Origin of the sequence: Micromonospora vinacea (assembly GCF_015751785.1) — a bacterium.
GTDB lineage: Bacteria > Actinomycetota > Actinomycetes > Mycobacteriales > Micromonosporaceae > Micromonospora > Micromonospora vinacea.
In genome coordinates, this window is the sequence record NZ_JADOTY010000001.1 from 2727979 (window position 1) to 2750406 (window position 22428).

Below are 22428 nucleotides of genomic sequence, written 5' to 3' on the forward strand. Positions count from 1 at the left end.
CGAGTCGCGGCGGATCGGCCCGTGCGGGCAGCGCGGCGAGGCGACGGGAGCGGACAGATGAGCAGTCCTCCGATGATCGATGGCGCGTTCGCCCGATGGCTGGCGTCCCGGGCGGGGCAGGCGCTGCTCGACCTGCGCACGGAGATGGGTTTCGCCGACACCGGCGCGCTGAAGTCGGCCGGGGACAAGGTGTCGCACGACCTGATCCGCACGGAGTTGGCGAAGTGGCGTCCGGGTGACGCGGTGCTCTCCGAGGAGGACGAGGGCTCGCGGTTGGCCTGGGCCGCGGAGGTGAACACCGGAGCGGTGTCGAGGCTGAACGCCGACCGGGTGTGGATCGTCGACCCGTTGGACGGCACCCGCGAGTTCTCCGAGGAGGGCCGCTCCGACTGGGCGGTGCACGTGGCACTCTGGGCGCGCAACGCGCCGAGCCCGCACGGGCTGGTCGCCGGGGCGGTGGGGCTGCCGGCGCAGCACCGGGTGCTGGGCACTGACTACCCGCCGGCGTACCCGCCGATGACTGTGGAGGCGGCGACGGCCGGCGAGCGGAAGATCCGCCTGGCCGCGAGCCGGAGCCGACCGCCGGTCTTCCTGACCGATCTGGCCGAGGACGTCGGGGCGCACCTGGTGCCGATGGGGTCGGCCGGAGCGAAAATCGCCGCAGTGGTCACCGGCGAGGTGGACGCGTACATCCACGCAGGTGGGCAGTACGAGTGGGACTCGGCGGCCCCGGTCGCTGTGGCGACGGCCACCGGACTGCACGCTTCCCGGATCGACGGTTCTGCGCTGAAATACAACGAGGCGGATCCGCGCCTGCCCGACCTTCTGGTCTGCCGCAAGGATCTCGCCACCCGGTTGCTTGCAGCGCTGCAGAAACATTCCGGGTAGCCTGAGCGAACTTTCTTGACATGCCCGACCGGAAAGGTCTGGAAATCGGATGAGCGAGCGAATCGAGCCGGTGTCATGACCACCCCCGCGGCGTACCAGGTCTCCCACCTGGACGCCCTGGAAGCCGAGAGCATCTTCGTGATGCGCGAGGTGGTCGCCGAGATGGAACGCCCGGTGATGCTCTTCTCCGGTGGCAAGGACTCGATCGTCATGCTGCGGCTCGCGCAGAAGGCGTTCGCCCCGGCCAACGTCCCCTTCCCGGTCATGCACGTCGACACCGGGCACAACTTCCCCGAGGTCCTCGAATACCGCGACCAACGGGTCGCCGAGCTGGGGTTGCAGCTGGTGGTGGCGAGCGTGCCGGAGGCCCTGGCCAGCGGCATGGTCCGCGAGTCCGGCGACGGCATGCGCAACCGGATCCAGACACCTGTGCTGCTGGACGCTGTGGAGAAGCACCGCTTCGACGCGCTGTTCGGTGGCGCCCGCCGCGACGAGGAGAAGGCCCGGGCCAAGGAGCGGGTGTTCAGCTTCCGCGACGAGTTCGGTCAGTGGGACCCGAAGAACCAGCGGCCGGAGCTGTGGTCGCTGTACAACGGCCGGCACCACCCGGGCGAGTCGATCCGGGTCTTCCCGCTGTCCAACTGGACCGAGCTGGACGTCTGGCACTACATCGCCCGGGAACGCATCCCACTGCCGTCGATCTACTACGCGCACGAGCGCGAGGTGATCGAGCGGGACGGCATGTTCTACGCCGTCAACGAGTTCTTCCGCCCCCGCGCGGGTGAGGAGCGGTTCAAGGCGCAGGTGCGCTACCGCACCGTCGGCGACGCCTCCTGCACTGCGGCCGTCCGTTCCGACGCGGACACCGTGGAGAAGGTCATCGAGGAGGTGGCGGCCACCCGGATCACCGAGCGCGGCGCCACCCGCGGTGACGACCGGGTCAGTGAGGCCGCCATGGAGGACCGCAAGCGGGAGGGCTACTTCTGATGAGCACCGAGATCGTGGCGTCCGCGAATGCGGAGCCGCGGGCTGTTACCGGGGCCGGGCCGGAGGCCCGGCCGATGGACCTGCTGCGGTTCGCCACCGCCGGCAGCGTGGACGACGGGAAGTCGACCCTGATCGGCCGGCTGCTCTACGACACCAAGTCGCTCTTCACCGACCAGTTGGCCGCCGTGGAGGCGGTCAGCGCGGCCCGCGGTGACGAATACACCAACCTGGCCCTGCTCACCGACGGTCTGCGCGCCGAGCGGGAGCAGGGCATCACGATCGACGTGGCGTACCGGTACTTCGCCACTCCCCGGCGCAAGTTCATCATCGCCGACACCCCGGGCCACATCCAGTACACCCGCAACATGGTCACCGGGGCATCGACAGCGGACCTGGCGTTGATCCTGGTGGACGCGCGCAAGGGCCTCGTCGAGCAGTCCCGCCGGCACGCGTTCCTCTGCTCCCTGCTGCGGGTGCCGCACCTGGTCCTCTGTGTCAACAAGATGGACCTGGTCGACTGGTCGCAGGAGGTCTACGAGCGGATCGCCGACGAGTTCACCGCGTTCGCGGCGAAGCTCGACGTACCGGACCTGACCGTGGTGCCGGTCTCCGCGTTGCGCGGCGACAACATCGTCACCCGGTCGGACAACATGCCCTGGTACGAGGGCCCGTCGCTGCTGCACCACCTGGAGCGGGTGCACATCGCCAGCGACCGCAATCTGGTCGACGTCCGGTTCCCGGTGCAGTACGTGATCCGTCCGCAGTCCACCACTGTCACCGACTACCGCGGCTACGCCGGCCAGGTCGCCTCCGGCGTGCTGAAGCCGGGTGACGAGGTGATGGTGCTGCCCTCCGGCTTCACCAGCCGGATCGCCGCCGTGGAAACCGCCGACGGGCCGGTCCCGGAGGCGTTCCCGCCGATGTCGGTGACGGTACGACTGGCCGACGAGATCGACATCTCGCGCGGTGACCTGATCTGCCGGCCTAACAACGCACCGGCGGTGGCCCAGGACATCGAGGCGATGGTCTGCTGGATGGACGAGACGGCCCCGCTGCGGGTCGGCGGCCGGTACGCGATCAAGCACACCACCCGGTCGGCTCGGGCCATCGTGCGCGGGCTGCACTACCGGCTGGACATCAACTCGCTGCACCGCGACGAGTCGGCCGACGAGTTGCGGCTCAACGAGATCGGCCGGGTGCGTCTGCGCACCACTGTGCCGCTGCTGGCCGACGAGTACCGCCGCAACCGCACCACCGGCGGCTTCGTCATCATCGACGAGGCGACCAACCGCACGGTAGGTGCCGCCATGATCGTCGAAGCCGGCTAACCGCCTGCCAGCCCAGCCCCAGCCCAGCCCCCACCCCACCCCACCCCGAGCGGTGATCAAGAGGCTTGCGTCAATTCGAGCCCGAATCCTGACGCAGCCCTCTTGATCACCGGCTGGGGTGGGTGGGGGTCACTGCAGGCGGGTGGCGCCGGGGGAGGGGAGGACGGTGACGGTACCGGGGGCGGTGAAGCCACGTTCGGCGTACGCGTCGGTCACCGCGGCGGCAATCGCATCGGCCCGGTCGGCCTCGACCAGCGCGAGCACGCATCCGCCGAAACCGCCGCCGGTCATCCGGGCGCCCAGGGCGCCGGCCGCCAACGCCGCCTCGACCGCGGTGTCGATCTCCGGCACGGTGATCTCGAAGTCGTCGCGCATCGAGACGTGGGAGGCGGTCAGCAGCGGGCCGATGTCGCGGACCCGGGCGGCGCGGAGCAGCGCCACGGTGTCCAGTACGCGTTGGTCCTCGGTCACCACGTGTCGGACCCGCCGCCGGGTCTCCTCGTCGTCGAGCTGCGCCAACGCGGCGTCGAGCTGGTCGACGCCCACGTCGCGCAGGGCGGCGACGCCGAGCGTGGTGGCCCCGGCCTCACAGGAGCGTCGGCGGGCCGCGTACTCCCCGTCGGCGTGGCGGTGCGGTGCCCGGCTGTCGATGACCAGTACCGCCAGCCCGGCGGCGTCCAGGTCGAACGGGATGTGCTCGACCGACTCGTCGCGGCAGTCCAGGAAGAGGGCGTGCCCAGCGCGGCACCGGATCGCCGCGGACTGGTCCATGATGCCTGTCGGCGCGCCCACGTAGACGTTCTCCGCACGCTGGGCCAGCCGGGGTTGCAGTTCCGGGGCGAGCTCCAGCTCGCCGAGGTCGAGCAGGGCCGCCAGCACGGCCGACTCCAGCGCGGCCGAGGAGGAGAGCCCGGCGCCCAGTGGCACGTCGGAGGCGATCGCCAGCCGGGCGCCCGACACCGGGTGACCCGCCTCGCGCAGCGCCCAGACCACCCCTGCGACGTACGCGCCCCAGCCGGTGACCCGACCCGGCTCGGCGACGTCGTCCGCGCCGAAGGTGATCGCCTCGCCGGAGAGCTCGGACCAGACCGTCCAGTGCTCCCCGTCCTGCCGGTCGGCCGCGACGACGGTGCGCATCGGCAGCGCGAACGGCAGCACGAAGCCGTCGTTGTAGTCGGTGTGCTCACCGATCAGGTTGACCCGGCCCGGGGCCGCCCAGCGGCCGGAGGCCTGGCCACCGAACTGCGCGGAGAAGCCGGCGGCGGCCCGCTCGGCGACGTCACCGCTCGAGTGGGTCACGGTGTCTCCCTTTGTTCGCGACTGCGGGGCTCGCAAACCCGGCTCACTCCTCGCGCTCACCGTGCCTCCTTTGTTCGCGACTGCGGGGCTCGCAAACCCGGCTCACTCCTCGCGCTCACCGTTGCCCCAGGATGTGCGTGCGGTAGAACGCCCAGGCATCTCCGACCATGTCGTGCAGGGTCGGCTTCTGCGGCACCCAGCCCAGCTCCTCGCGGGCCAGCGCGGAGGACGCGACCAGCTCGGCCGGGTCGCCCTCGCGGCGCGGGGCGACCTCGACGGGCAGTTGGTGCCCGGTCACCTCGCGGACCACGTCGACGACCTGGCGGTTGGTGAAGCCGTTGCCGTTGCCCAGGTTGTAGATCCGGTGCTGGCCGCCGGTGGCCGCGTCCAGCGCCAGCAGGTGCGCGCGGGCCAGGTCGGCGACGTGGATGTAGTCGCGGACGCAGGTGCCGTCCACTGTGGGGTAGTCGTCCCCGAAGAGCTGGAGCTTCTCCCGGCGGCCGGCGGCGACGTCCAGCGCGATCGGGATGAGGTGCGTCTCCGGGTCGTGTCGCTCGCCGAGCGTGATGTCGCCGTCGAGGTGGGCGCCGGCGACGTTGAAGTAGCGCAGCGACACGGCGGCCAGCCCGTGCGCGATCGCCTCGGAGGTGAGTGCCATGTCGACGGCGAGTTTGGTGGCGCCGTACGTGTTGGTGGGCGCCTTCACCGCGTTCTCGGTGATGGGCAGTTCGGTGGGGTTGCCGTAGACGGCGGCGGTGGAGGAGAAGACCATCCGGGGCACCCCGGCGGCCCGGACCGCGTCGATCAGGGCGAGCGTGCCGATGGTGTTGTTCTGCCAGTACAGCTCCGGCTTGACCATCGACTCGCCGGCAGCGATCAGGGCGGCGAAGTGCAGCACCCCGTCGAACCCGGCGTCCGCGGTGATGACGCGGGCGGCGTCGTGGATGGACGCCTCCACGTGGGTGGCGTCCGGGGCGAGGGCCTCGCGGTGGCCGGTGCGCAGGTCGTCCAGGATGACCACCTGGTGACCCGCGTCGAGCAGCATCCGGGTGACCACGCTTCCGATGAAGCCGGCGCCTCCGGTGACGAGCAGTTTCACGTCCTTGCCTCCTGCCTGGCCCGCCCGGGACGTGGCCCTTCGGTGATCACACTAGGGCGGTGGCCGGCACGCTCGCCGACGCCACCGTCAACCCCATTCCATCATAATCTCTCATGATTAAACAGAGCCGAACATTCGGGCGCCGCTCCGCGTGATCCCCGGTGCGGTGGGCACACGGTGTCTACCATCTCTGTCATGCGGGAAGTGGCCCGTACCGGGCTCCGGCGACGCGCGCGGGTACACCCCCGCCGCGACCCCGGCCCGCTCGCCCGGGCCGTCGCCCGGGTGCTGGTCCGCGCCGCGGACGGCGCCACCCGACTCGTCACCGATCTGCTCGGGACCGGTCCGGCGGCCGGCCGGGAGCGCATCTCAGAGGCCGATCTGCGGGACCTCGTCGCGGCGAACACCGTGCTCGACCCGGACGAGCGGCGGATCATCGACGAGGTCCTGGTGGCCGGTGCCAGCCTGATCCGCGAGGTGATGATGCCGCGCACCGAGGTGGTCTTTCTCCCGGCGCGGCTGACCATCGTCGAAGCCGCCCGACTGGTCCGCGCCGAAACCCACACCCGCTACCCGGTCACCGACGGCACCCACGACGACGTGGTCGGCTTCGTGCATCTCCGTGACGTACTGCTGCGCCCGGACGCCGACCCGTGCGTCACCGTCGGCGAGTTGGCCCGGGAGGTGAAGCGGCTCCCGGGCAGCAAACGGGTGCTCGCGACGCTGACCGAGATGCGCCGGGAGGGCCAGCACCTCGCGGTGGTGGTCGACGAGTACGGCGGCACGGCCGGGATCGTCACCCTGGAGGACCTCATCGAGGAGTTGATCGGTGAGATCCACGACGAGTACGACGCCGCCCCGGACCCGGTGCACGACGGCCTGCCCGCCGTGGTGGACGGTCGCCTCAACCTCGCTGACTTCGCCGAGCGGACCGGTGTGGCACTTCCCGCCGGGCCGTACGAGACGGTGGGCGGGTTCGTCATGGCCGCGCTGGGCCGGCTTCCGGTGACCGGCGACGAGGTGCCGGTGCCGGGTGAGCCCGCCGAGGTCGGCGCGCCCGATCCGGCCGACCTGCCAGCCGGCTGGCTGCTGCGGGTGCTCGCGTTGGACGGCCGCCGGGTGGCCCAACTCGCCGTCTCCGCCGCCCGCGCCGCCGAGCCGCGCACCGAGCCGCGCACCGAGCAGCGCCGCGAGTACGACGCCGAGCTGGCCTCGGCGGGCGGTTCCGGGCAGGCCCGGGAGGCGGTGGCGGGGCAGCACCGCCGGGTCACTGTCGGCCCGACGCGCCGGGTCGGCGCGGGCGAACCACGCGAGGTCAGCACCCCGGCACCGGCGGGCCGGAGCCGACCCGCCGGCCCGTCATGACGGACCGGGTTGCTTGCTGACAGAATTATCGCCATGTCCGACGTACCCGCCCGGCCCCGCGTCTTCTCCGGCATCCAGCCGACAGCCGACTCGTTCCACCTCGGCAACTATCTGGGCGCGGTGCGGCACTGGGTGGCACTACAGGACACCCACGACGCGTTTTACTGCGTGGTGGACCTGCACGCCATCACTGCGGGGCACGACCCGGCGCTGCTGCGCCAACGGACCAGGGTGGCCGCTGCCCAGCTCTTCGCGGTCGGGCTCGATCCGGAACGCAGCACCCTGTTCGTCCAGTCGCAGGTGCCCGAGCACCCGCAGTTGGCCTGGGTGCTCGGCTGCATCACCGGCTTCGGCGAGGCCAGCCGGATGACCCAGTTCAAGGACAAGTCGCAGAAGCAGGGCAACGAGCGGGCCAGCGTCGGGCTGTTCACCTATCCGGTCCTTCAGGCCGCCGACATCCTGCTCTACCAGGCCAACGCGGTGCCGGTCGGCGAGGACCAGCGCCAGCACCTGGAGCTCTCGCGAGATCTGGCCCAGCGGTTCAACTCGCTGTTCGGTGCGACGTTCACGGTGCCCGCCCCTCACATCGTGAAGGACACTGCCAAGATCACCGACCTCCAGGACCCGACAGCGAAGATGTCGAAGTCTTCGTCCTCGCCGGCCGGCATCATCGACCTGCTCGAAGATCCGGCCCGGTCCGCGAAGAAGATCCGTTCGGCGGTGACCGACACCGGTCGGGAGATCGTCTTCGACGCCGAGACCAAGCCGGGTGTGTCCAACCTGTTGACCATCCACTCGGCGCTCAGCGGCCGCAGCATCGACGAGCTGGTGGCCGCGTACGCGGGTCGCGGTTACGGCGATCTGAAGAAGGAACTGGCCGAGGTGGTGACGGACTTCGTCCGCCCGATCCAGGAGCGCACCCGCGCCTACCTCGACGATCCGGCGCAGCTGGACAAGCTGCTCGCGGCCGGCGCGGAGAAGGCTCGTGCCGTGGCCGCGACGACCCTGCGGTCCGCGTACGAGCGGGTCGGGTTCTTCCCGCCCGTGCGTGGCGAGTAGCGCCGCGATACCTGTGGACGGGTCGGTGCTCGGAGGGGCGGCGCGCAGCGTGGATCGCAGTGGCGGGGTGCCGCCGACCGGCGACACCATCCAGATCGGCATCGCGGTGGACATCCCCGAGCCGTGGGGTGCCCAGCTCACCCGGCGGCGGGTCGAGGCCGGTGATCCGCTGGCGGTGCCCGCGCACGTGACATTGCTCGGTCCCACCGAGATCCGGACGGCGAACCTGCCAGCGATCGAGCGGCACCTGGCCGCCGTCGCCGCCGCGCACCTGCCGTTCACGCTGCACCTGCGGGGCACCGGCACGTTCCGTCCGGTCACCCAGGTGGTGTTCGTCGCGGTGGCCGCCGGGATCAGCGAATGCGAGTTGCTGGCGGCGGCCATCGCCGCGGCGCCGGGCCTGCACCGCGAGCTCCGCTTCCCGTACCATCCGCACGTCACAGTGGCTCAGGACGTGGCACCGGAGGCGCTGGACAGGGTGTACGAGGATCTGGCCGACTTCTCCGCGATGTTCGAGGTCGACGCGTTCACCCTCTTCTCGCACAGCGGGCAGGCCAGGTGGCAGCCGCGTCGCGACTTCTGCCTCGGCGACTGAACCGTCGGCGACGCGCCGGCCGGCGAGCATCGGAAGCCGGTTGCCCCTACAGCGGTGGGAGATCGGCGAGGATGATCGCGTGAACGTGATCGGCCGGATCGAGGCGGGCATCGACCGCTGGGTGAGCGGCGCGCGCCACCGGTCGGGGCTCTTCGATCATGTGTGGCGGGCCGGCGTGCTGTACGGCGAGGTGCTGGCCGGCCGATTGGCCGCCGCCATCGCCTACTACGGCTTCTTCGCGGTGTTCGCCCTCGCCCTGGTGGCGTTCTCCATCTTCGGCGCGATCCTTGAGGACAACGACGAGGTGAGCGCGGCGGCGGCCGACTTCCTCAAGGAGAATCTGCCGTTCCTGGACGCCGAGCAGATCGCCAACTCCAGCGGCACTGTCGGTGTGGTCGGCCTGGTCATCCTGGTCTTCACCGGGATCGGCTGGGTGGAGGCAATCCGGTCCTCGCAGCGGCTGATGTACCAGCTCAACCAGCAGCCGGGCAATCTGGTGGTGCGGCGGCTCGTCGACCTGGGCGTGATGATCGGTGTCTTCGTGCTGCTCGGCGTCTCGGTCGCGGCGGTGGACGCGTTGGAGTCGTTGCTGCGGTTCCTGCTGCGCAGCACCGGGTCGGTCGGGCTGACCACGATCAGCGCGGTGCTCAGCGTGCTGGTCAACACCGTGCTCGCCACCGCGCTGCTGCTCGCCGTGCCCCGGCTGCGGATGAGCCGGTCCCGGCTGCGCCCGGTGGTGGTGCTGGTGGCGATCGGTATCACGCTGTTGAACACCGTCGGGCGGTACTACGTGGTACGGACCGAGCGGAATCCGGCGTACACGGTGGTGGCCGGCGCCGTCGGTCTGCTGCTCTACCTCTACCTGCTCAACCAGCTGGTGCTGTTCGGCGCGGCACTCCTGGCGACCAGTACGAACGGCCGAGTGGTGGATCTGGCGGAGACCCCGGCCCCACCGAAGGATGTCGACGAGGGCATCGATCCCGGCACGCCGGGCGGTGCGGGCTGATGACGGAAGGCGCGCAGGTGCTGATCTCGGTCGATCCGGACTCGTCGGTGCCCCCGTACGAGCAGGTGCGGGTGCAGCTCGCCGAGCTGATCGGCGACGGCCGGCTGCCGGTGGGCAGCCGACTGCCCACCGTCCGGCAGCTCGCCGCCGACCTGCGGTTGGCTGCGAACACGGTGGCCCGCGCCTACCGGGAGTTGGAAGCGGCCGGGTTGCTGGAGACCCGGGGGCGCAACGGCACCTTCGTCGCCCCCGGGCGGGACGACGCCGTCGACAGGTTGCAGCGGGCGGCGGCCGGCTACGCGGCGGAGGCGGCCCGGCTCGGTGTGCCGCCGTCCACCGCGCTCGCCCTGGTCCGGGCCGCCCTGGACGCCGTCCGCCCCGGCTGACCGGTCGCCGATCGACAGTCGGACGGGCGATAACTGAGGAGAACGGCGCCGGCGCTCGCGTTCGCGGACCATGATGAGCCGGTGGGCGCACTCATGACACTGGACCTGCCGGCGGACTCACCGCTCCTCGGCCTGCCGTGGATCATCACCTTCGGTCCGCTCGGTGACCTCGACGAGTGGGAGCCGGTGGTCTGTGGGCCGTACGAGCGACCGCACGCGTTGGCCCTGGCCGAGGCGGTGGTGGCCGAGGAGCAGCTGATGGCGGTGGTGGAGCCGTTGCTGCCGGCGCTGTCCGCCGACGAGATCCGCAGCGAGATCGCCGCCGCGCAGGTCGCCGCCGAGGACGAGGCCCGTCAGGTGGAGGGGGCCGACCTGTACGGGGACTTCGAGGACGTGATCGACGAGGAGTTGGACGCGGCAGCCGACGAGGCCGGCCACGGTGAGCCCGCCGAACCGCCGGACGAGGCCGAGGTCCGCGCCGGCTTCACCCGGATCGCGGCGTTGCTCACCGCGAAGTGAGACGTCAGCGGGTCGGCGCGCGGTCCAGCACGCAGAACTCGTTGCCCTCGGGATCGGCGAGCACGGTGAACCGCTCGGCCCCGGTCTGCCCGACGTCGACCTGCCGGGCGCCGAGGCTCAGCAGCCGCCCCACCTCTGCCTGCGGGTCGCCGTCCGCGACCAGGTCGAGGTGCAGCCGGTTCTTGCCCCGCTTGGCGGTGCCCGAGCCCTGCAACCACACTGTGGGCGCGGCGGCGGACGGCTGCCCCGGCGGCCAGAGCTTGGCGCTGCCGTCGTCGCCCTGCTCCACCTCGTAGCCGAGCGCCGCCGACCAGAACGAGACCATCAGGTCCAGGTCCTCGACGTCGAGCGTGCACTGGGCGATCCGTGCCACCATGGGGTCACCTCCGTAGCGATGGTGCCCGATGCGGTACCCACGACGCCTGGGTCCAACCACCGGCGGATTACGGACACCGGCGCCACACGGAGCGGACTCCGCGCGGCGCCGGTGGCACCTCACCCCCCACCACAAGGGGCTGGTAGCCCAGTCGCCCGTCGGCGCGGGGCACGACGAACGACCAGGTCGAGAACGAGTTACCCGTTCAGCGCTGTTCCAACCAGACTGCCGCGTCAATTGGCAGCAACTGGCCGGAGCCCTGTTCGGTGAGCTCGTCGCTGGCGACGAGCGGCTGACCGTACCCGTCGATCAGGACCGGCGCGCCGCTGAGGTTGACCACGCAGGTCAGCACGGTCGCGCCGGAGGTGCGGGAGAAGGCCAGCACGCCCGGCTCACTCTCCCGCCAGGTGACCCCGCCGGCGTCGAGGGCGAGCGCGGGGTGAACGTGGCGGATCCGCAGCGCGGCCCGGTACAGCTCCAGGGTGGAGCCCGGCACGTCGGTCTGCGCCGTGACGGAGAGCGCCTGCCAGACCGCCGGGGCGGGGAGCCAGCTCAGCTCGCTGCCGGCCGGCCCGAAGCCGTACGGGGCCAACTCGCCGCTCCACGGGATGGGCACCCGGCAGCCGTCGCGGCTCTCGCCGGTGCGCAGGAACGCCGGATCCTGGCGTAGCTCGTCGGGGAGGTCGAGGACCTCCGGCAGGCCCAGCTCCTCGCCCTGGTAGAGGTAGGCGCAGCCGGGCAGGGCGAGCATCAGCAGACTGGCGGCGCGGGCCCGGCGCAGCCCTTCGGCACCGTCGCCGTAGCGGGTGACGTGCCGCTGCTTGTCGTGGTTGGAGAGCACCCACGTGGTCGGCGCCCCGACCACTGTCGCCTCGGCCAACGCTGTGTCGATCACCTTGCGGAACGAGTCGGCCGACCAGGTGGCGTCGAGGAAGTCGAAGCTGAACGCCTGGTGCAGCTCGTCCGGGCCGATGTAGCGGGCCAGGCGCTGCGGTGTCTCGGCCCACGCCTCGGCGACCGCCATCCGACCGCCCGGGTAGCTGTCCAGGATGGGCCGCCAGGCCCGGTAGATCTCGTGCACCTCGTCCTGGTCGAAGTAGGGCAGCCGACCCTTGCCGAGCAGTTCGACCTGGCGCTGGCCGGTGGTCATCGAGCTGAAGCCGACGTCCGGCAGCCCTTCCGCCTTGATCATGCCGTGCGCGACGTCGATGCGGAATCCGTCCACGCCCCGGTCCAGCCAGAACCGCAGCACGTCCTCGAACTCGGCGCGGACCTCCGGGTGGCGCCAGTTCAGGTCCGGCTGCGAGCTGTCGAACAGGTGCAGGTACCACTGACCATCGGCGATCCGGGTCCAGGCGGGGCCGCCGAAGATGCTCTCCCAGTCGTTCGGGGGCAACTCGCCGTTCGCGCCCTGGCCGTCGGCGAAGAGGTAGCGGGCACGCTCCGGTGAGCCGGGGCCGGCGGCGAGCGCGGCGGTGAACCAGTGGTGCGCGCTGGAGGTGTGGTTGGGCACCAGGTCGACGATGATCCGCAGGCCGTGGGCGTGCGCGTCGGTGATCATCGCGTCGAAGTCGTCGAGGGTGCCGAACATCGGGTCGACGTCCCGGTAGTCGGCCACGTCGTACCCGCCGTCGATCATCGGCGAGGTGTAGAAGGGGGTCAGCCAGAGCGCGTCCACCCCGAGGTCGCGCAGGTAGGGCAGGCGCTGCCGGATGCCCTGGAGGTCGCCGGTGCCGTCGCCGTCGCTGTCGGCGAAGCTGCGGACGTACACCTGGTAGACGACTGCGGAGCGCCACCAGTCGTCGTCGGTGGCATGCGGCGGGGCGGCGGTGCTGATCATTGGAGCAATATGCCGGCCCGTCGCTGCAAGAGTCAAGCAGATCTTGCGTAAGAAAGGCGGGCGGAGCTCGGCGCGACAGCTGTGGAGCCGCGTACCACCAGCTCCGGGCGGAACAGGTACTCCGAGTGCGGGGCGCCGTGCCCGTTGATCTCGTCGACCAGGGCGCGGACGGCGGCCACCGCCATCGCGGTGACCGGCTGCCGCATTGTGGTCAGCGGCGGGTCGGTGAAGGCCATCAGCGGGGAGTCGTCGTAGCCGACCACGGAGAGGCCCTCGGGCACGGTGAGACCGCGTTGGCGGGCAGCCCGGACGGCGCCGAGCGCCATCAGGTCGGAGCCGCAGACCACCCCGGTGACGCCCCGGTCCAGCAGTCGGCCCGCCGCCGCCTCGCCACCCTCCACTCCGAACAGTGACAGCTCGGCCAGTGGGCCCAGGTCGGCCTCGGCGACGCCGGCCAGCCGGGTCATCGCGGAGCGCCAGCCGGCCACCTTGCGCTGCACCGGGACGAACCGGTCCGGGCCGGTGATCAGGCCGATCCGCCGGTGCCCGAGGGCGACCAGGTGGGCGACGGCCAGCTCGGCCGCCTCCCGGTCGTCGCAGGAGACGAAGGGCGCGCCGATGCCGGGCACGTAGCCGTTGATCATCACGACCGGCAACGGCCGGGCGAGCAGCGCCCGGTAGCGGTCGTGGTTGGCGGCGGTGTCGGCGTGCAGGCCGGAGACGAAGACGATCCCGGAGACCTGCCGGTCCAGCAGCATCTCCACGTACTCGTCCTCGGTCACGCCTCCGGCGGTCTGGGTGCAGAGCACCGGGGTGAACCCGCTCTGCGCCAGGGTGGACTCGATGACCTGGGCGAAGGCGGGGAAGATCGGATTGTCCAGCTCCGGCACCACCAGGCCGACCAGCCCGGCGCTGCGCTTACGCAGCCGGGCCGGGCGCTCGTACCCGAGCACGTCGAGGGCGGTGAGGACGGCCTGCCGGGTCTCCGGGGCCACGCCGGGGCGGTCGTTGAGCACCCGCGACACCGTGGCCTCGCTGACTTCGGCCTGCTGGGCGATGTCGGACAGTCGAGCGCGCATGGCGGCACTTTAGCCCACCGGCAAGTTCTTGCGGGGTCCTCTGCAAGCCCTTCCATTACTTGCAACGTCTTGCTAACGTCCCCGCGACATGCGAGAGCAGCGGCGCAGCATCCCTGCGCCGGTTGGCAAGAACTTCCAGAGGTTTCCACTGGCGGGCCGCCCTTCCCCCGGCGGACCCGCCATGACGACAGGAGCACCGATGCGCATCCGTACCGCGGGTGTGGTCGCCCTCTTCGCCCTGGCGCTCGCCGCCTCAGGCTGCGGTGGCGACAGCGACGAGCCGGCCGCGAAGGACACCCCCAAGGCCGCCGGCGGCAAGCTGGTGATCTGGGCGGACGACAAACGGACCGCCGCCCTCAAGCCGTTCGCCGAGAAGTTCGGCCAGGAGAACGGCGTCAGCGTCGAGGTCCAGGCCGTCCCGAACGAGGACCTCCAGAAAAACTTCGTGACCGTGTCGAGCCAGGGCGGCGGCCCGGACGTGGTGATCGGCGCGCACGACTGGATCGGCAACCTGGTCCAGAACGGTGCCATCGACCCGGTGCAGCTGTCCGACGAGCAGAAGGCCGCCTTCAACGAGACCGCCGTCAAGGCCGTCACGTTCAACGGCCAGCTCTACGGCGTGCCCTATGCCCAGGAGAACCTGGCCCTGATCCGCAACACCGAACTGGCCCCCGAGGCACCGAAGACGATCGAGGACCTGGTCGCCACCGGCAAGCAGCTCAAGGCGCAGAAGAAGGTCACCGAGACGCTCTGCCTCCAGGTCGGCCAGAAGGGCGACGCGTACCACATCTACCCGCTGTACACCTCGGCCGGCGGTTACCTCTTCGGCACCACCGCCAACGGCGACTACGACCCGAAGGACCTGGGCGTGGGCAAGCCCGAGTCGATCGCCGCGTTCAAGAAGATCGCCGCGCTCGGCGAGAAGGGCGAGGGCGTGCTGAAGCGCTCGATCGCCGACACCAACTCGACCGCCACCTTCACCGGCAAGAAGTGCGCGTTCCTGGTCTCCGGGCCGTGGGCCACCGCCGACGTGAAGAAGGCCGGCATCACGTACGACATCTCCGCCGTTCCCGGCTTCGCCGGCGGCAAGCCGGCCGCGCCGTTCGTGGGCGTCCAATCCTTCTACGTGGCGGCCAAGGGCAAGAACAAGGCTCTCGCCCAGGAGTTCGTCGCCAACCACGTCACCAAGCCGGACCTGGCCGTGGCGCTCTACCAGGCCGACCCGCGCCCGCCGGCGCTGACCGCCGCGCTGGACCAGGTCAAGAGCAGCGACCCGGACCTGGCCAAGTTCATCGAGGCCGGCAAGAACGGCCAGGTGCTCCCGGCCATCCCGGCCATGGCCGCGATCTGGGACCCGTTCGGCAAGGCCGAGGCCGCCGTCATCGGCGGCGCCGACCCGACCAGCACGGTTACCGCAGCCGGCAAGACGATCGCCGGTTCGATCAAGTAATGAGCACACCGCTGTCCGGCCCGGGGTCTGCCCAGCAGGCCCCGGGCCGGGGGCCCGTCCGCACCGGGTCCCCGCGCACCTCCCGTACCGCGCGGAACCACGCGCCGATCACCGCGGCCGGCCTTGCCGCGAAGGTGATCCTGCTCGGCCTGGTGGCCGGGATCGCGATCTGGGCGGCCTTCCCGCTCGTGGCGGCCGAGAAGTGGGTCGGGCTGGCAGTGCTGGTGCTGACCACCGCCGCACTGTTCTATCTGTACCTGGGCCGCCGGCACGTCCCGGCGAAGTACCTCATCCCCGGCACGCTCTTCCTGATCGCCTTCCAGGTCGTGCCGGTGCTCTACACCGCTAGTACGGCCTTCACCAACTTCGGCGACGGCCACCGCGGCAGCAAGGACGACGCGATCGTCGCGATCCAGACCTCCTCGGTCAGGCAGGTCCCGGGGTCCACCCAGTACCCGTTGTCGGTCGCCACCAAGGGCGACCCGGCCACCGGTGCCCTGGTCTTCCTGATCACCAAGCCAGGAACCGACACGGTCTCCGTCGGCGACGCCGGGGGCCTGCGCCCGCTCGAGCCCGGCGCGGCCACCGTCGGCGCCGGCGGGAAGGTCACCGCGGCCGACGGCTACACCGTGCTGAACTTCGGCCAGGCCAGCGCCCGCAGCAAGGACATCACGGACCTGGTGGTGCCGACCGCCGGAGGCGCGCTGCGCTCGTCCGGCCTGTCTCGGGCGTACGAGGGCAAGGCCGTCCGGGCGTACGACGCCGGCTGCGACTGCGTCAAGGACAGCGACAGCGGCAAGACCTGGACCGCGGACGGCGAGGTCGGCGCGTTCGTCGCCGCCGACGGCGAGCGGCTGGCCCAGGGTTGGAAGGTGAACGTCGGGCTGTCCAACTTCACCCGGGTGCTCACCGACGAGCGGATCTCCGGGCCGTTCCTCGGCACGCTGATCTGGAACTTCGCCTTCGCCATCGGCTCCACCGGCAGCACGTTCATCCTCGGCATGCTGATCGCCCTGGCGCTGCACTCGCCCCGAATGCGGGGCACCAACCTCTACCGGATGTTGCTGATCCTGCCGTACGCCATGCCGTCCTTCGCGATGCTGCTGGTCTGGCGGGACATGTTCAACACCGACTTCGGGCTGATCAACAATCTGTTCGGGCTCAGCGTCGACTGGTTCGGGCAGGACTGGTCCGCCCGCGCCGCGGTGATCCTGGTGCAGCTCTGGCTCGGCTACCCGTACATGTTCCTGGTGGCCACCGGCGCGCTACAGGCCATCCCACGGGAGTTGACAGAGGCCACCTCGGTCGACGGGGCGTCGCGCTGGCAGTCGTTCCGGGCGGTCACCCTGCCACTGCTGCTGGTCGCGCTCTCGCCGCTGCTGATCTCGTCGTTCGCGTTCAACTTCAACAACTTCAACGCGATCTACCTGACCACCGAGGGCGCGCCGTTCCCCGCGGACAACCCCAGCAACGGCGCCACCGACCTGCTGATCACCTACACCTACCGGCTGGCGTTCGGTGGGCAGGCCGCACAGTTCGGCTTCGCCGCGGCCATCTCGCTGTTCATCTTCGCCATCGTCGCGGTGGTGTCGGTGGTCAGCTTCCGGCGGACCCGCCAACAGGAGGAGGTGTATGCATGACCATGCTCACCGGTGCCGCCGTCACGGGCGGCGCGAACGGCCCGGCGGCGGTCAACCGCAACCCGGGCAAGCGTAGGAAGCGATGGTTCGCCGAGGTCGGCTGGCGGCACCTGGTCGGCCTGCTCGGCGTGCTGTTCAGTCTCTTTCCGCTCGTGTTCGTCGTCTCGGCGGCGCTCAATCCGCTCGGCACCCTGTCGTCCACCGAGTTGGTGCCGACCGGCGGGGTGTCGTTGGAGAACTTCGGGAATCTGTTCGCGCGCACCGAGTTCGCTGACTGGTTCCTGAACTCGCTGCTCGTCGCCGGTGGGGCCGCGTTCGCCTCGGTCTTCCTCTCCGCGCTCGCGGCGTACGCCTTCTCCCGGATGCGGTTCCAGGGCCGACGGGTGGGGTTGCTGTCACTGCTGTTGATCCAGATGTTCCCGCAGTTCCTGGCGATCGTTGCGATCTTCTTGATCTTCGGCACGATCACCGACCTGTGGCCGGCCATCGGCTTCAACACCCCGTGGGGTCTGTTGCTGCTCTACCTGGGTGGCGCGCTGGGCGTGAACACCTGGCTGATGAAGGGCTTCTTCGACACCCTGCCCCGGGAGTTGGACGAGTCGGCCACCGTGGACGGCGCCTCACACGCCCAGGTCTTCTTCCGGATCATGCTGCCGTTGGTGGCGCCGATCCTCGCGGTGACCGGGCTGCTCGCCTTCATCAACACCATCAACGAGTTCCTGATGGCGAGCGTCTTCCTCACCGACACTGATGCCAAGACTCTCGCGGTCGGCATGCGGGGCATGTTGCAGGGCGGCGAGCGGAACACCAACTTCGGGATCTTCGCGGCCGGCACCCTGTTGACCGCGATCCCGACGGTGCTGGTCTTCCAGTTCCTCCAGCGGTACATCGTCTCCGGGTTGACCTCGGGAGCCGTCAAGGGTTGAGACCGGGGGCGGCCGATCCCCGGCGGTGCGAGGTAGGGTGCTTCGGCGTCGCGTCGGCGCTGCTTCGCGGGAGCGGGTCAGCGAACGCGTGGCGCGCCTGCTTCACTAGCCGCTGGTGGTCGGCTGCCCTTCATCCGCCGTCCGGTGCCGTTCCCGGGGAGACTCTCGTGCAACTGTCGATCTTGATGCCGGTCTACAACGAAGCGGAACGCGTCGCGGAGGCCCTCAAGCAGGCCCTCGCCGTGCCGTACCCGTGTGAGATCGAGATCGTGGTGGTCGACGACGGCAGTACGGACGAGACCGCGGAGATCCTCGCCCGGATGGACGACCCGCGGCTGCGGGTGGTGACGCACCCGCGCAACGCGGGCAAGGGCGCGGCGATCAAAACGGCAGTGGACAGCGCCCGGGGCGAGTACATGGTGATCCTGGACGCCGACCTGGAGTACGACCCCCAGGACATTCCGAAGCTGCTGGCGCCGGTGCTGGAGGGGCACGCGACAGTCGTCTACGGCAACCGCACCTTCGGCAGCCACAGCGCCTACAGCTTCTGGTACGTGGTCGGAAACCGGGGTGTCACCACCGCGGCGAACGTTTTGTTCAACTCCTACATCGGCGACCTGGAGACGTGCTTCAAACTGATGCCGGTGGAGCTGTACCGATCGCTGGACATCCGGTCCCGTGGGTTCGGCATGGAGGCCGAGGTGACGGGCAAGCTGCTGCGACGGCGGATCCGCCCCTACGACGTGCCGATCACCTACCGGGCGCGGGGTCGCGACGAGGGCAAGAAGATCACCTGGCGGGACGGGGTGGAGGCGTTGTGGATCCTGGGCCGGGAACGAGCCCGACGTCGTCCCGGCAGCATCCCCGCCAAGGCGCTCGCTGACCGATGACGACCACGAAGCACCGGAACCCGAGCATGATCGCCCGGGTCGTCGTCGCGCTCGTCGGGGTGGGCTGCCTGCTCCTGGCCGTTCAGGGCGCCGTGCAGGCCACCAGCCAGGGCGTCGCCCTGATGAGCGACCGGGAACACGACCTGCACGCACTCCAGCGCCACGTGGACGTGGAGACGCTCTGGCGCCAGTTCGCCGAGCAGGTGCCCACCGGCAGTCGGGTCTCGCTCATCCCGACCCGGACGAACAAGGACCTGTGGCATCAGCGGTTGAGTGAGTTCGCCGCGCTGCACGGATGTGTGGTCGTCCAGGGGGCACCGCAGGACTACTCGGTGAGCGTCGCCTCGGTGCAGCGCAAGCGGCCGACCAGCGCCGGCGTGCGGCTGGTCGTACGGAAGGTCGGCTGACGACATGGATTTCACTCCGGTCCTCGCCATACTCGCCCTCATCGTCGCCGGTTTCCCGCTGGCCTTCGCGATACTGCGTAGTCCCTTCCTCGCCCTGCTCCTCGCGCCGCTCATGGCGGCGCTCCTGAGCTCTGTCGCGGTGGTCCTGATGCTGGTCGTCGGCGGCCCCCTGCTGCTCTGGCTCGCCCTGGTGGTGGCCGCCGGGGCGGCCTGCGCGTGGTGGCTGTTGCGCCGCCCCGGCGAGCCGGTGCCGTACGGGAGGTGGTCGCACGCGCTGTTGATCGCGCTACCTCTGCTCCCGCCGTGCCTCATGATCTTCGAACCGGCCTCCCGCTGGGACGCCCACTCCATCTGGTGGCTGCACGCCGGCTACTTCGCCAACGGGAGCGAGTACGCGCGGGCGGCGATCGGCAGTCCCGCCTTCGTCTTCTCACACACCGACTACCCACCACTCGCGTCCGCGCCCGTCGCCGCCGTGTGGAGCGTCGTCGAGCCGGACTTCCGTACCGCCCAGGTCATTGGCGCGCTGGTCACCGTCTCCGCTGTCGCGATGCTGGTCTACCTGGTCCGGCGGGCGCTGAGCCGGGTGTCCGCGCGGCTGGCCTGGGTGCTGGCCATCGCGCTGGGCCTGGCAACCTGGTCGGGCGTCACGTACGGGGTGACCGGCGGGCTCGCCGACGCGCTCTGGTCCGCCGCCTTCGCCGGAGCGGTGGTGGCCCTGCTGCTCAGTGCGGATCCGCTGCGCCGACCGCTGCTGCCGCTGTTGCTGCTGACCGTGGCGACGCTCAGCAAGAACGAGGGGCTGATCGCCGCCGTGGGCCTCGCCCTGTTGGTCACCGTGCGGGCCCGCGCCGACCTGCGGCGAGCCGCGCTGGTCTGGCTGCCGGTGCTGGCCGGGGGTGCCTGGGCGGTGCTGGTCCGCCTACTGGATGCCCAGTCGGACATCACCAACGGCAGCTCGGGCGACCGGGGCGCGGGGGCGGTGGAGCGGTTCGACTTCACCATCGCGGCGATGTGGGACGTGGTTGGTCAGCTGGTGGTGGGTGCCGCTGTGGTGGCGCTGCTCGGCACCCTGTTCCTGCGGGGGCGACGGCAAGCCGCCGGGTTGGCGGCGGACGGCTGGGTGTGGGCGGTCAACGGCTACTACCTGGTTGTTCTGATCGGGACCTACGTCTCCGGCCCGAACGACATCGAGTGGTGGCTGGCGACCTCGGTGGACCGGGTGACGCTGCCGGTGACGCTCCTGTCGGCGGTGAGCCTTGCCGGATGGGTGGCCGTCGCATTCGGCGGTGACAGCCGGGCGGAGTCGCGACCGGTGCTGGACCAGCCCCGCGAGCCGGCCCTGTCGGGTGCCACCCCGACGTCGACAGGTTGATCGACTGATCCGCGCCCGTCGGCGATTCCCACTACTACGATCCGTCGTTCATAGGGAAGTATGGCGACCGTGGAAGCTCTCAGACTCATCCTCCTCTACGTCCATCTGATCGGGTTCGCCCTGCTGCTAGGTGGCTCGATCGCCCAGTACGCCAGCGGTCGGCTGCGGATCAACCCGGCCATGCTGTGGGGCGCGGTGATCCAGTTGCTGACCGGGCTGGGCCTGTCCGCGCCGCTGCGCGACGGCGACGAGCCGGCACCGGCAAAACTTGTGACGAAGTTGGTGATCGCGCTGCTGATCTTCGTCATGGTCTTCTTCTCCCGTAAGCGGGACGTGGTCAACCGCGGTCATTTCCTCGCGATCGTCGGTCTGACCCTGGTCAACGCGGCGGTCGCGGTCTTTTGGCGGTAACGTCCGAGGAGGAAAACGCCTCCAGAAAACGGACGTTGCGGACGCCACGGCGCTCGGTTACCAGCACGAAGAGTGACGTGCCCCACGCAAGGGTTACACCCGGGTAACAGGCGCTCAACAGTCGTGCACGATTGTCGGCCGGTGGGTGGGCGCGGGCGTACGCTCCCGTCCGTAACGTGGGACAGCCGGCGGCATACCGCAGGTCGGCTGATGGGCTGCCACCGCATTAGGCGCGGTGTGCAATGGGAAGGAGACGTCTTGCGCTCGGTGCGTGGGATGCGGATCGCCTCGATCTTCGCGGTGGGTGGGCTCGCGCTCACCGCCGCCGCTTGTGGCGAGGCCCCCAAGGATGACAACAACGCCGGCAGTGGCGCCAAGAAGTTCAGCGCCTGCATGGTGACCGACGTCGGCGGCATCGACGACAAGTCGTTCAACACCTCGGCCTGGAAGGGTCTGCAGGAGGCCAAGGCCGCCAACGACAACATCGACATCAAGTTCGTCGCGTCGAAGGCCGAGGCCGACTACGAGCCGAACCTGACGCAGTACGTCAACCAGAAGTGCGACTTCATCCTGGCGGTCGGTGGCCTGATGGGCGACGCCACCTCGAAGATCGCCAAGGCGAACCCGAACCAGCAGTTCGGCATCGTCGACGCCAACCCGGGTGACGCCAACGTCTACCCGATGCAGTTCGACACCGCCCAGGCCGCGTTCCAGGCCGGCTACCTGGCCGCCGGGATGAGCAAGAGCGGCAAGGTGGGCACCTACGGTGGTCTGCCGATCCCGCCGGTCACCATCTTCATGGACGGCTTCGTCGACGGTGTGAAGTACTTCAACACCACCAAGGGCAAGAACGTCCAGGCGCTGGGTTGGAACAAGGAGACCCAGAAGGGCTCCTTCACCAACGACTTCGCCAAGCAGGACGAGGGCAAGAAGGTCTCCGACGCGCTGGTCGCCCAGGGCGCGGACATCATCATGCCGGTCGCCGGCGGCTCCGGCCTCGGCACCACCGCCGCCGCCAAGGCGTCCGGTGGCAAGTACAGCACCATCTGGGTGGACGTCGACGGCTGCGAGAGCACCCCGGACTGCTCGGCGATCATCACCACGGTCGTCAAGAACATCCCGGAGGCCGTCAAGGAGGCCGTGATCAAGGCCGCCGGGGGCGAGAAGCTGGAGGCCAAGCCGGGCTTCGTCGGCACCCTGGCCAACACCGGTGTCTCGATCGCCCCGTACCACGACTTCGACAGCAAGGTTCCGGCCGAGCTGAAGGCCGAGGTCGACAAGATCAAGGCGGACATCGCCGCCGGCACCATCACCGTCACCTCGAAGGCCCAGCCGACCAAGTGACAACCAGCCGGCCCCTCCGGTGAGATCATCGGGAGGGTCGGCGGGGGACAGGTACGACCGATCGGCCGCTCCGGCTCTGCGGATACTCCCGCCGAGTCGGAGCGGCCGATCGCGCACCACGGCGGCCGGCCCGGTCCGGCCGGTCCACGGCAGCTAGGC

22 protein-coding genes are annotated in these 22428 nt (G+C 70.3%); 17 read left to right on the forward strand and 5 right to left on the reverse strand.

Annotated features, from left to right (window positions below):
• Window positions 1–57: 57 nt before the first annotated feature.
• From IW249_RS13160 to IW249_RS13170, 3 genes are all read left to right on the forward strand, one after another.
• Complete coding sequence (locus tag IW249_RS13160) at window positions 58–888, forward strand: inositol monophosphatase family protein (protein ID WP_124774352.1); 831 nt, start codon at window positions 58–60, stop codon at window positions 886–888.
• Window positions 889–963: 75 nt separating this feature from the next.
• Window positions 964–1875: a sulfate adenylyltransferase subunit CysD gene (cysD, locus tag IW249_RS13165; protein WP_091394617.1), complete on the forward strand. Its 912-nt coding sequence runs from the start codon at window positions 964–966 to the stop codon at window positions 1873–1875.
• 74 nt (window positions 1876–1949) lie between these two features.
• On the forward strand, window positions 1950–3203 hold the full coding sequence (locus IW249_RS13170) for a sulfate adenylyltransferase subunit 1 (protein ID WP_196924769.1): 1254 nt from the start codon (window positions 1950–1952) through the stop codon (window positions 3201–3203).
• 129 nt (window positions 3204–3332) lie between these two features.
• Here the strand turns inward: IW249_RS13170 and galK are convergent, their stop codons facing one another.
• Both galK and galE read right to left on the reverse strand, forming a co-directional pair.
• Window positions 3333–4502 carry a galactokinase gene (galK, locus tag IW249_RS13175; protein WP_196920987.1) on the reverse strand — a complete coding sequence of 390 codons (1170 nt, stop codon included), beginning with the start codon at window positions 4500–4502 and terminating at the stop codon, window positions 3333–3335.
• 115 nt (window positions 4503–4617) lie between these two features.
• A complete protein-coding gene (gene galE, locus IW249_RS13180) occupies window positions 4618–5547 on the reverse strand; it encodes a UDP-glucose 4-epimerase GalE (RefSeq protein WP_231393443.1) in 930 nt (309 codons plus the stop codon).
• A gap of 249 nt (window positions 5548–5796) precedes the next feature.
• On the opposite strand from galE, the gene IW249_RS13185 reads away from it, so the two are divergent.
• From IW249_RS13185 to IW249_RS13210, 6 genes are all read left to right on the forward strand, one after another.
• Entirely contained in the window at window positions 5797–6966 is a 1170-nt protein-coding gene (locus IW249_RS13185; RefSeq protein WP_231392508.1) for a hemolysin family protein, read from the forward strand.
• 33 nt (window positions 6967–6999) lie between these two features.
• Window positions 7000–8025 carry a tryptophan--tRNA ligase gene (gene trpS, locus IW249_RS13190; RefSeq protein ID WP_196920989.1) on the forward strand — a complete coding sequence of 342 codons (1026 nt, stop codon included), beginning with the start codon at window positions 7000–7002 and terminating at the stop codon, window positions 8023–8025.
• Window positions 8026–8038: 13 nt separating this feature from the next.
• Window positions 8039–8620: a 2'-5' RNA ligase family protein gene (locus IW249_RS13195; protein WP_372433038.1), complete on the forward strand. Its 582-nt coding sequence runs from the start codon at window positions 8039–8041 to the stop codon at window positions 8618–8620.
• 79 nt (window positions 8621–8699) lie between these two features.
• Entirely contained in the window at window positions 8700–9626 is a 927-nt protein-coding gene (locus IW249_RS13200) for a YihY/virulence factor BrkB family protein (RefSeq protein WP_196920991.1), read from the forward strand.
• Window positions 9626–10012 (forward strand): GntR family transcriptional regulator, encoded by a 387-nt coding sequence (locus IW249_RS13205; RefSeq protein ID WP_196920992.1) that lies wholly within the window; start codon window positions 9626–9628, stop codon window positions 10010–10012. The genes IW249_RS13200 and IW249_RS13205 overlap by 1 nt, the downstream gene beginning before the upstream one ends.
• A gap of 81 nt (window positions 10013–10093) precedes the next feature.
• On the forward strand, window positions 10094–10531 hold the full coding sequence (locus tag IW249_RS13210; protein ID WP_091394593.1) for a hypothetical protein: 438 nt from the start codon (window positions 10094–10096) through the stop codon (window positions 10529–10531).
• Window positions 10532–10535: 4 nt separating this feature from the next.
• On the opposite strand, the gene IW249_RS13215 is transcribed toward IW249_RS13210, so the two are convergent.
• The 3 genes from IW249_RS13215 to IW249_RS13225 form a co-directional block, all read right to left on the reverse strand.
• Window positions 10536–10907, reverse strand: coding sequence for a VOC family protein (locus IW249_RS13215; protein ID WP_196920993.1), 372 nt, complete (start codon window positions 10905–10907; stop codon window positions 10536–10538).
• A 205-nt stretch (window positions 10908–11112) separates the two neighbouring features.
• Entirely contained in the window at window positions 11113–12747 is a 1635-nt protein-coding gene (locus IW249_RS13220) for a glycoside hydrolase family 13 protein (protein WP_196920994.1), read from the reverse strand.
• Between the two features lie 32 nt (window positions 12748–12779).
• Entirely contained in the window at window positions 12780–13826 is a 1047-nt protein-coding gene (locus IW249_RS13225; RefSeq protein WP_196920995.1) for a LacI family DNA-binding transcriptional regulator, read from the reverse strand.
• 199 nt (window positions 13827–14025) lie between these two features.
• Between IW249_RS13225 and IW249_RS13230 the strand changes: the two genes are divergently transcribed.
• The 8 genes from IW249_RS13230 (at window position 14026) to IW249_RS13265 (ending at window position 22269) form a co-directional block, all read left to right on the forward strand.
• Window positions 14026–15276: a sugar ABC transporter substrate-binding protein gene (locus IW249_RS13230; protein ID WP_196920996.1), complete on the forward strand. Its 1251-nt coding sequence runs from the start codon at window positions 14026–14028 to the stop codon at window positions 15274–15276.
• On the forward strand, window positions 15276–16916 hold the full coding sequence (locus IW249_RS13235; protein ID WP_196920997.1) for an ABC transporter permease subunit: 1641 nt from the start codon (window positions 15276–15278) through the stop codon (window positions 16914–16916). Before IW249_RS13230 ends, IW249_RS13235 begins: the two co-directional genes overlap by 1 nt.
• On the forward strand, window positions 16913–17842 hold the full coding sequence (locus tag IW249_RS13240) for a sugar ABC transporter permease (protein WP_196920998.1): 930 nt from the start codon (window positions 16913–16915) through the stop codon (window positions 17840–17842). Before IW249_RS13235 ends, IW249_RS13240 begins: the two co-directional genes overlap by 4 nt.
• A 167-nt stretch (window positions 17843–18009) precedes the next feature.
• Window positions 18010–18732 (forward strand): glycosyltransferase family 2 protein, encoded by a 723-nt coding sequence (locus IW249_RS13245; RefSeq protein WP_196920999.1) that lies wholly within the window; start codon window positions 18010–18012, stop codon window positions 18730–18732.
• On the forward strand, window positions 18729–19139 hold the full coding sequence (locus tag IW249_RS13250) for a hypothetical protein (protein WP_196921000.1): 411 nt from the start codon (window positions 18729–18731) through the stop codon (window positions 19137–19139). Before IW249_RS13245 ends, IW249_RS13250 begins: the two co-directional genes overlap by 4 nt.
• Window positions 19140–19143: 4 nt before the next feature.
• Complete coding sequence (locus IW249_RS13255; RefSeq protein ID WP_196921001.1) at window positions 19144–20514, forward strand: hypothetical protein; 1371 nt, start codon at window positions 19144–19146, stop codon at window positions 20512–20514.
• 69 nt (window positions 20515–20583) lie between these two features.
• Window positions 20584–20925, forward strand: coding sequence for a hypothetical protein (locus IW249_RS13260; RefSeq protein WP_091397247.1), 342 nt, complete (start codon window positions 20584–20586; stop codon window positions 20923–20925).
• Between the two features lie 276 nt (window positions 20926–21201).
• The gene (locus IW249_RS13265) at window positions 21202–22269 is read left to right on the forward strand and encodes a BMP family lipoprotein (protein ID WP_196924770.1); all 1068 of its coding nucleotides are present in this window, start codon (window positions 21202–21204) and stop codon (window positions 22267–22269) included.
• The last annotated feature ends 159 nt before the right edge of the window (window positions 22270–22428 follow it).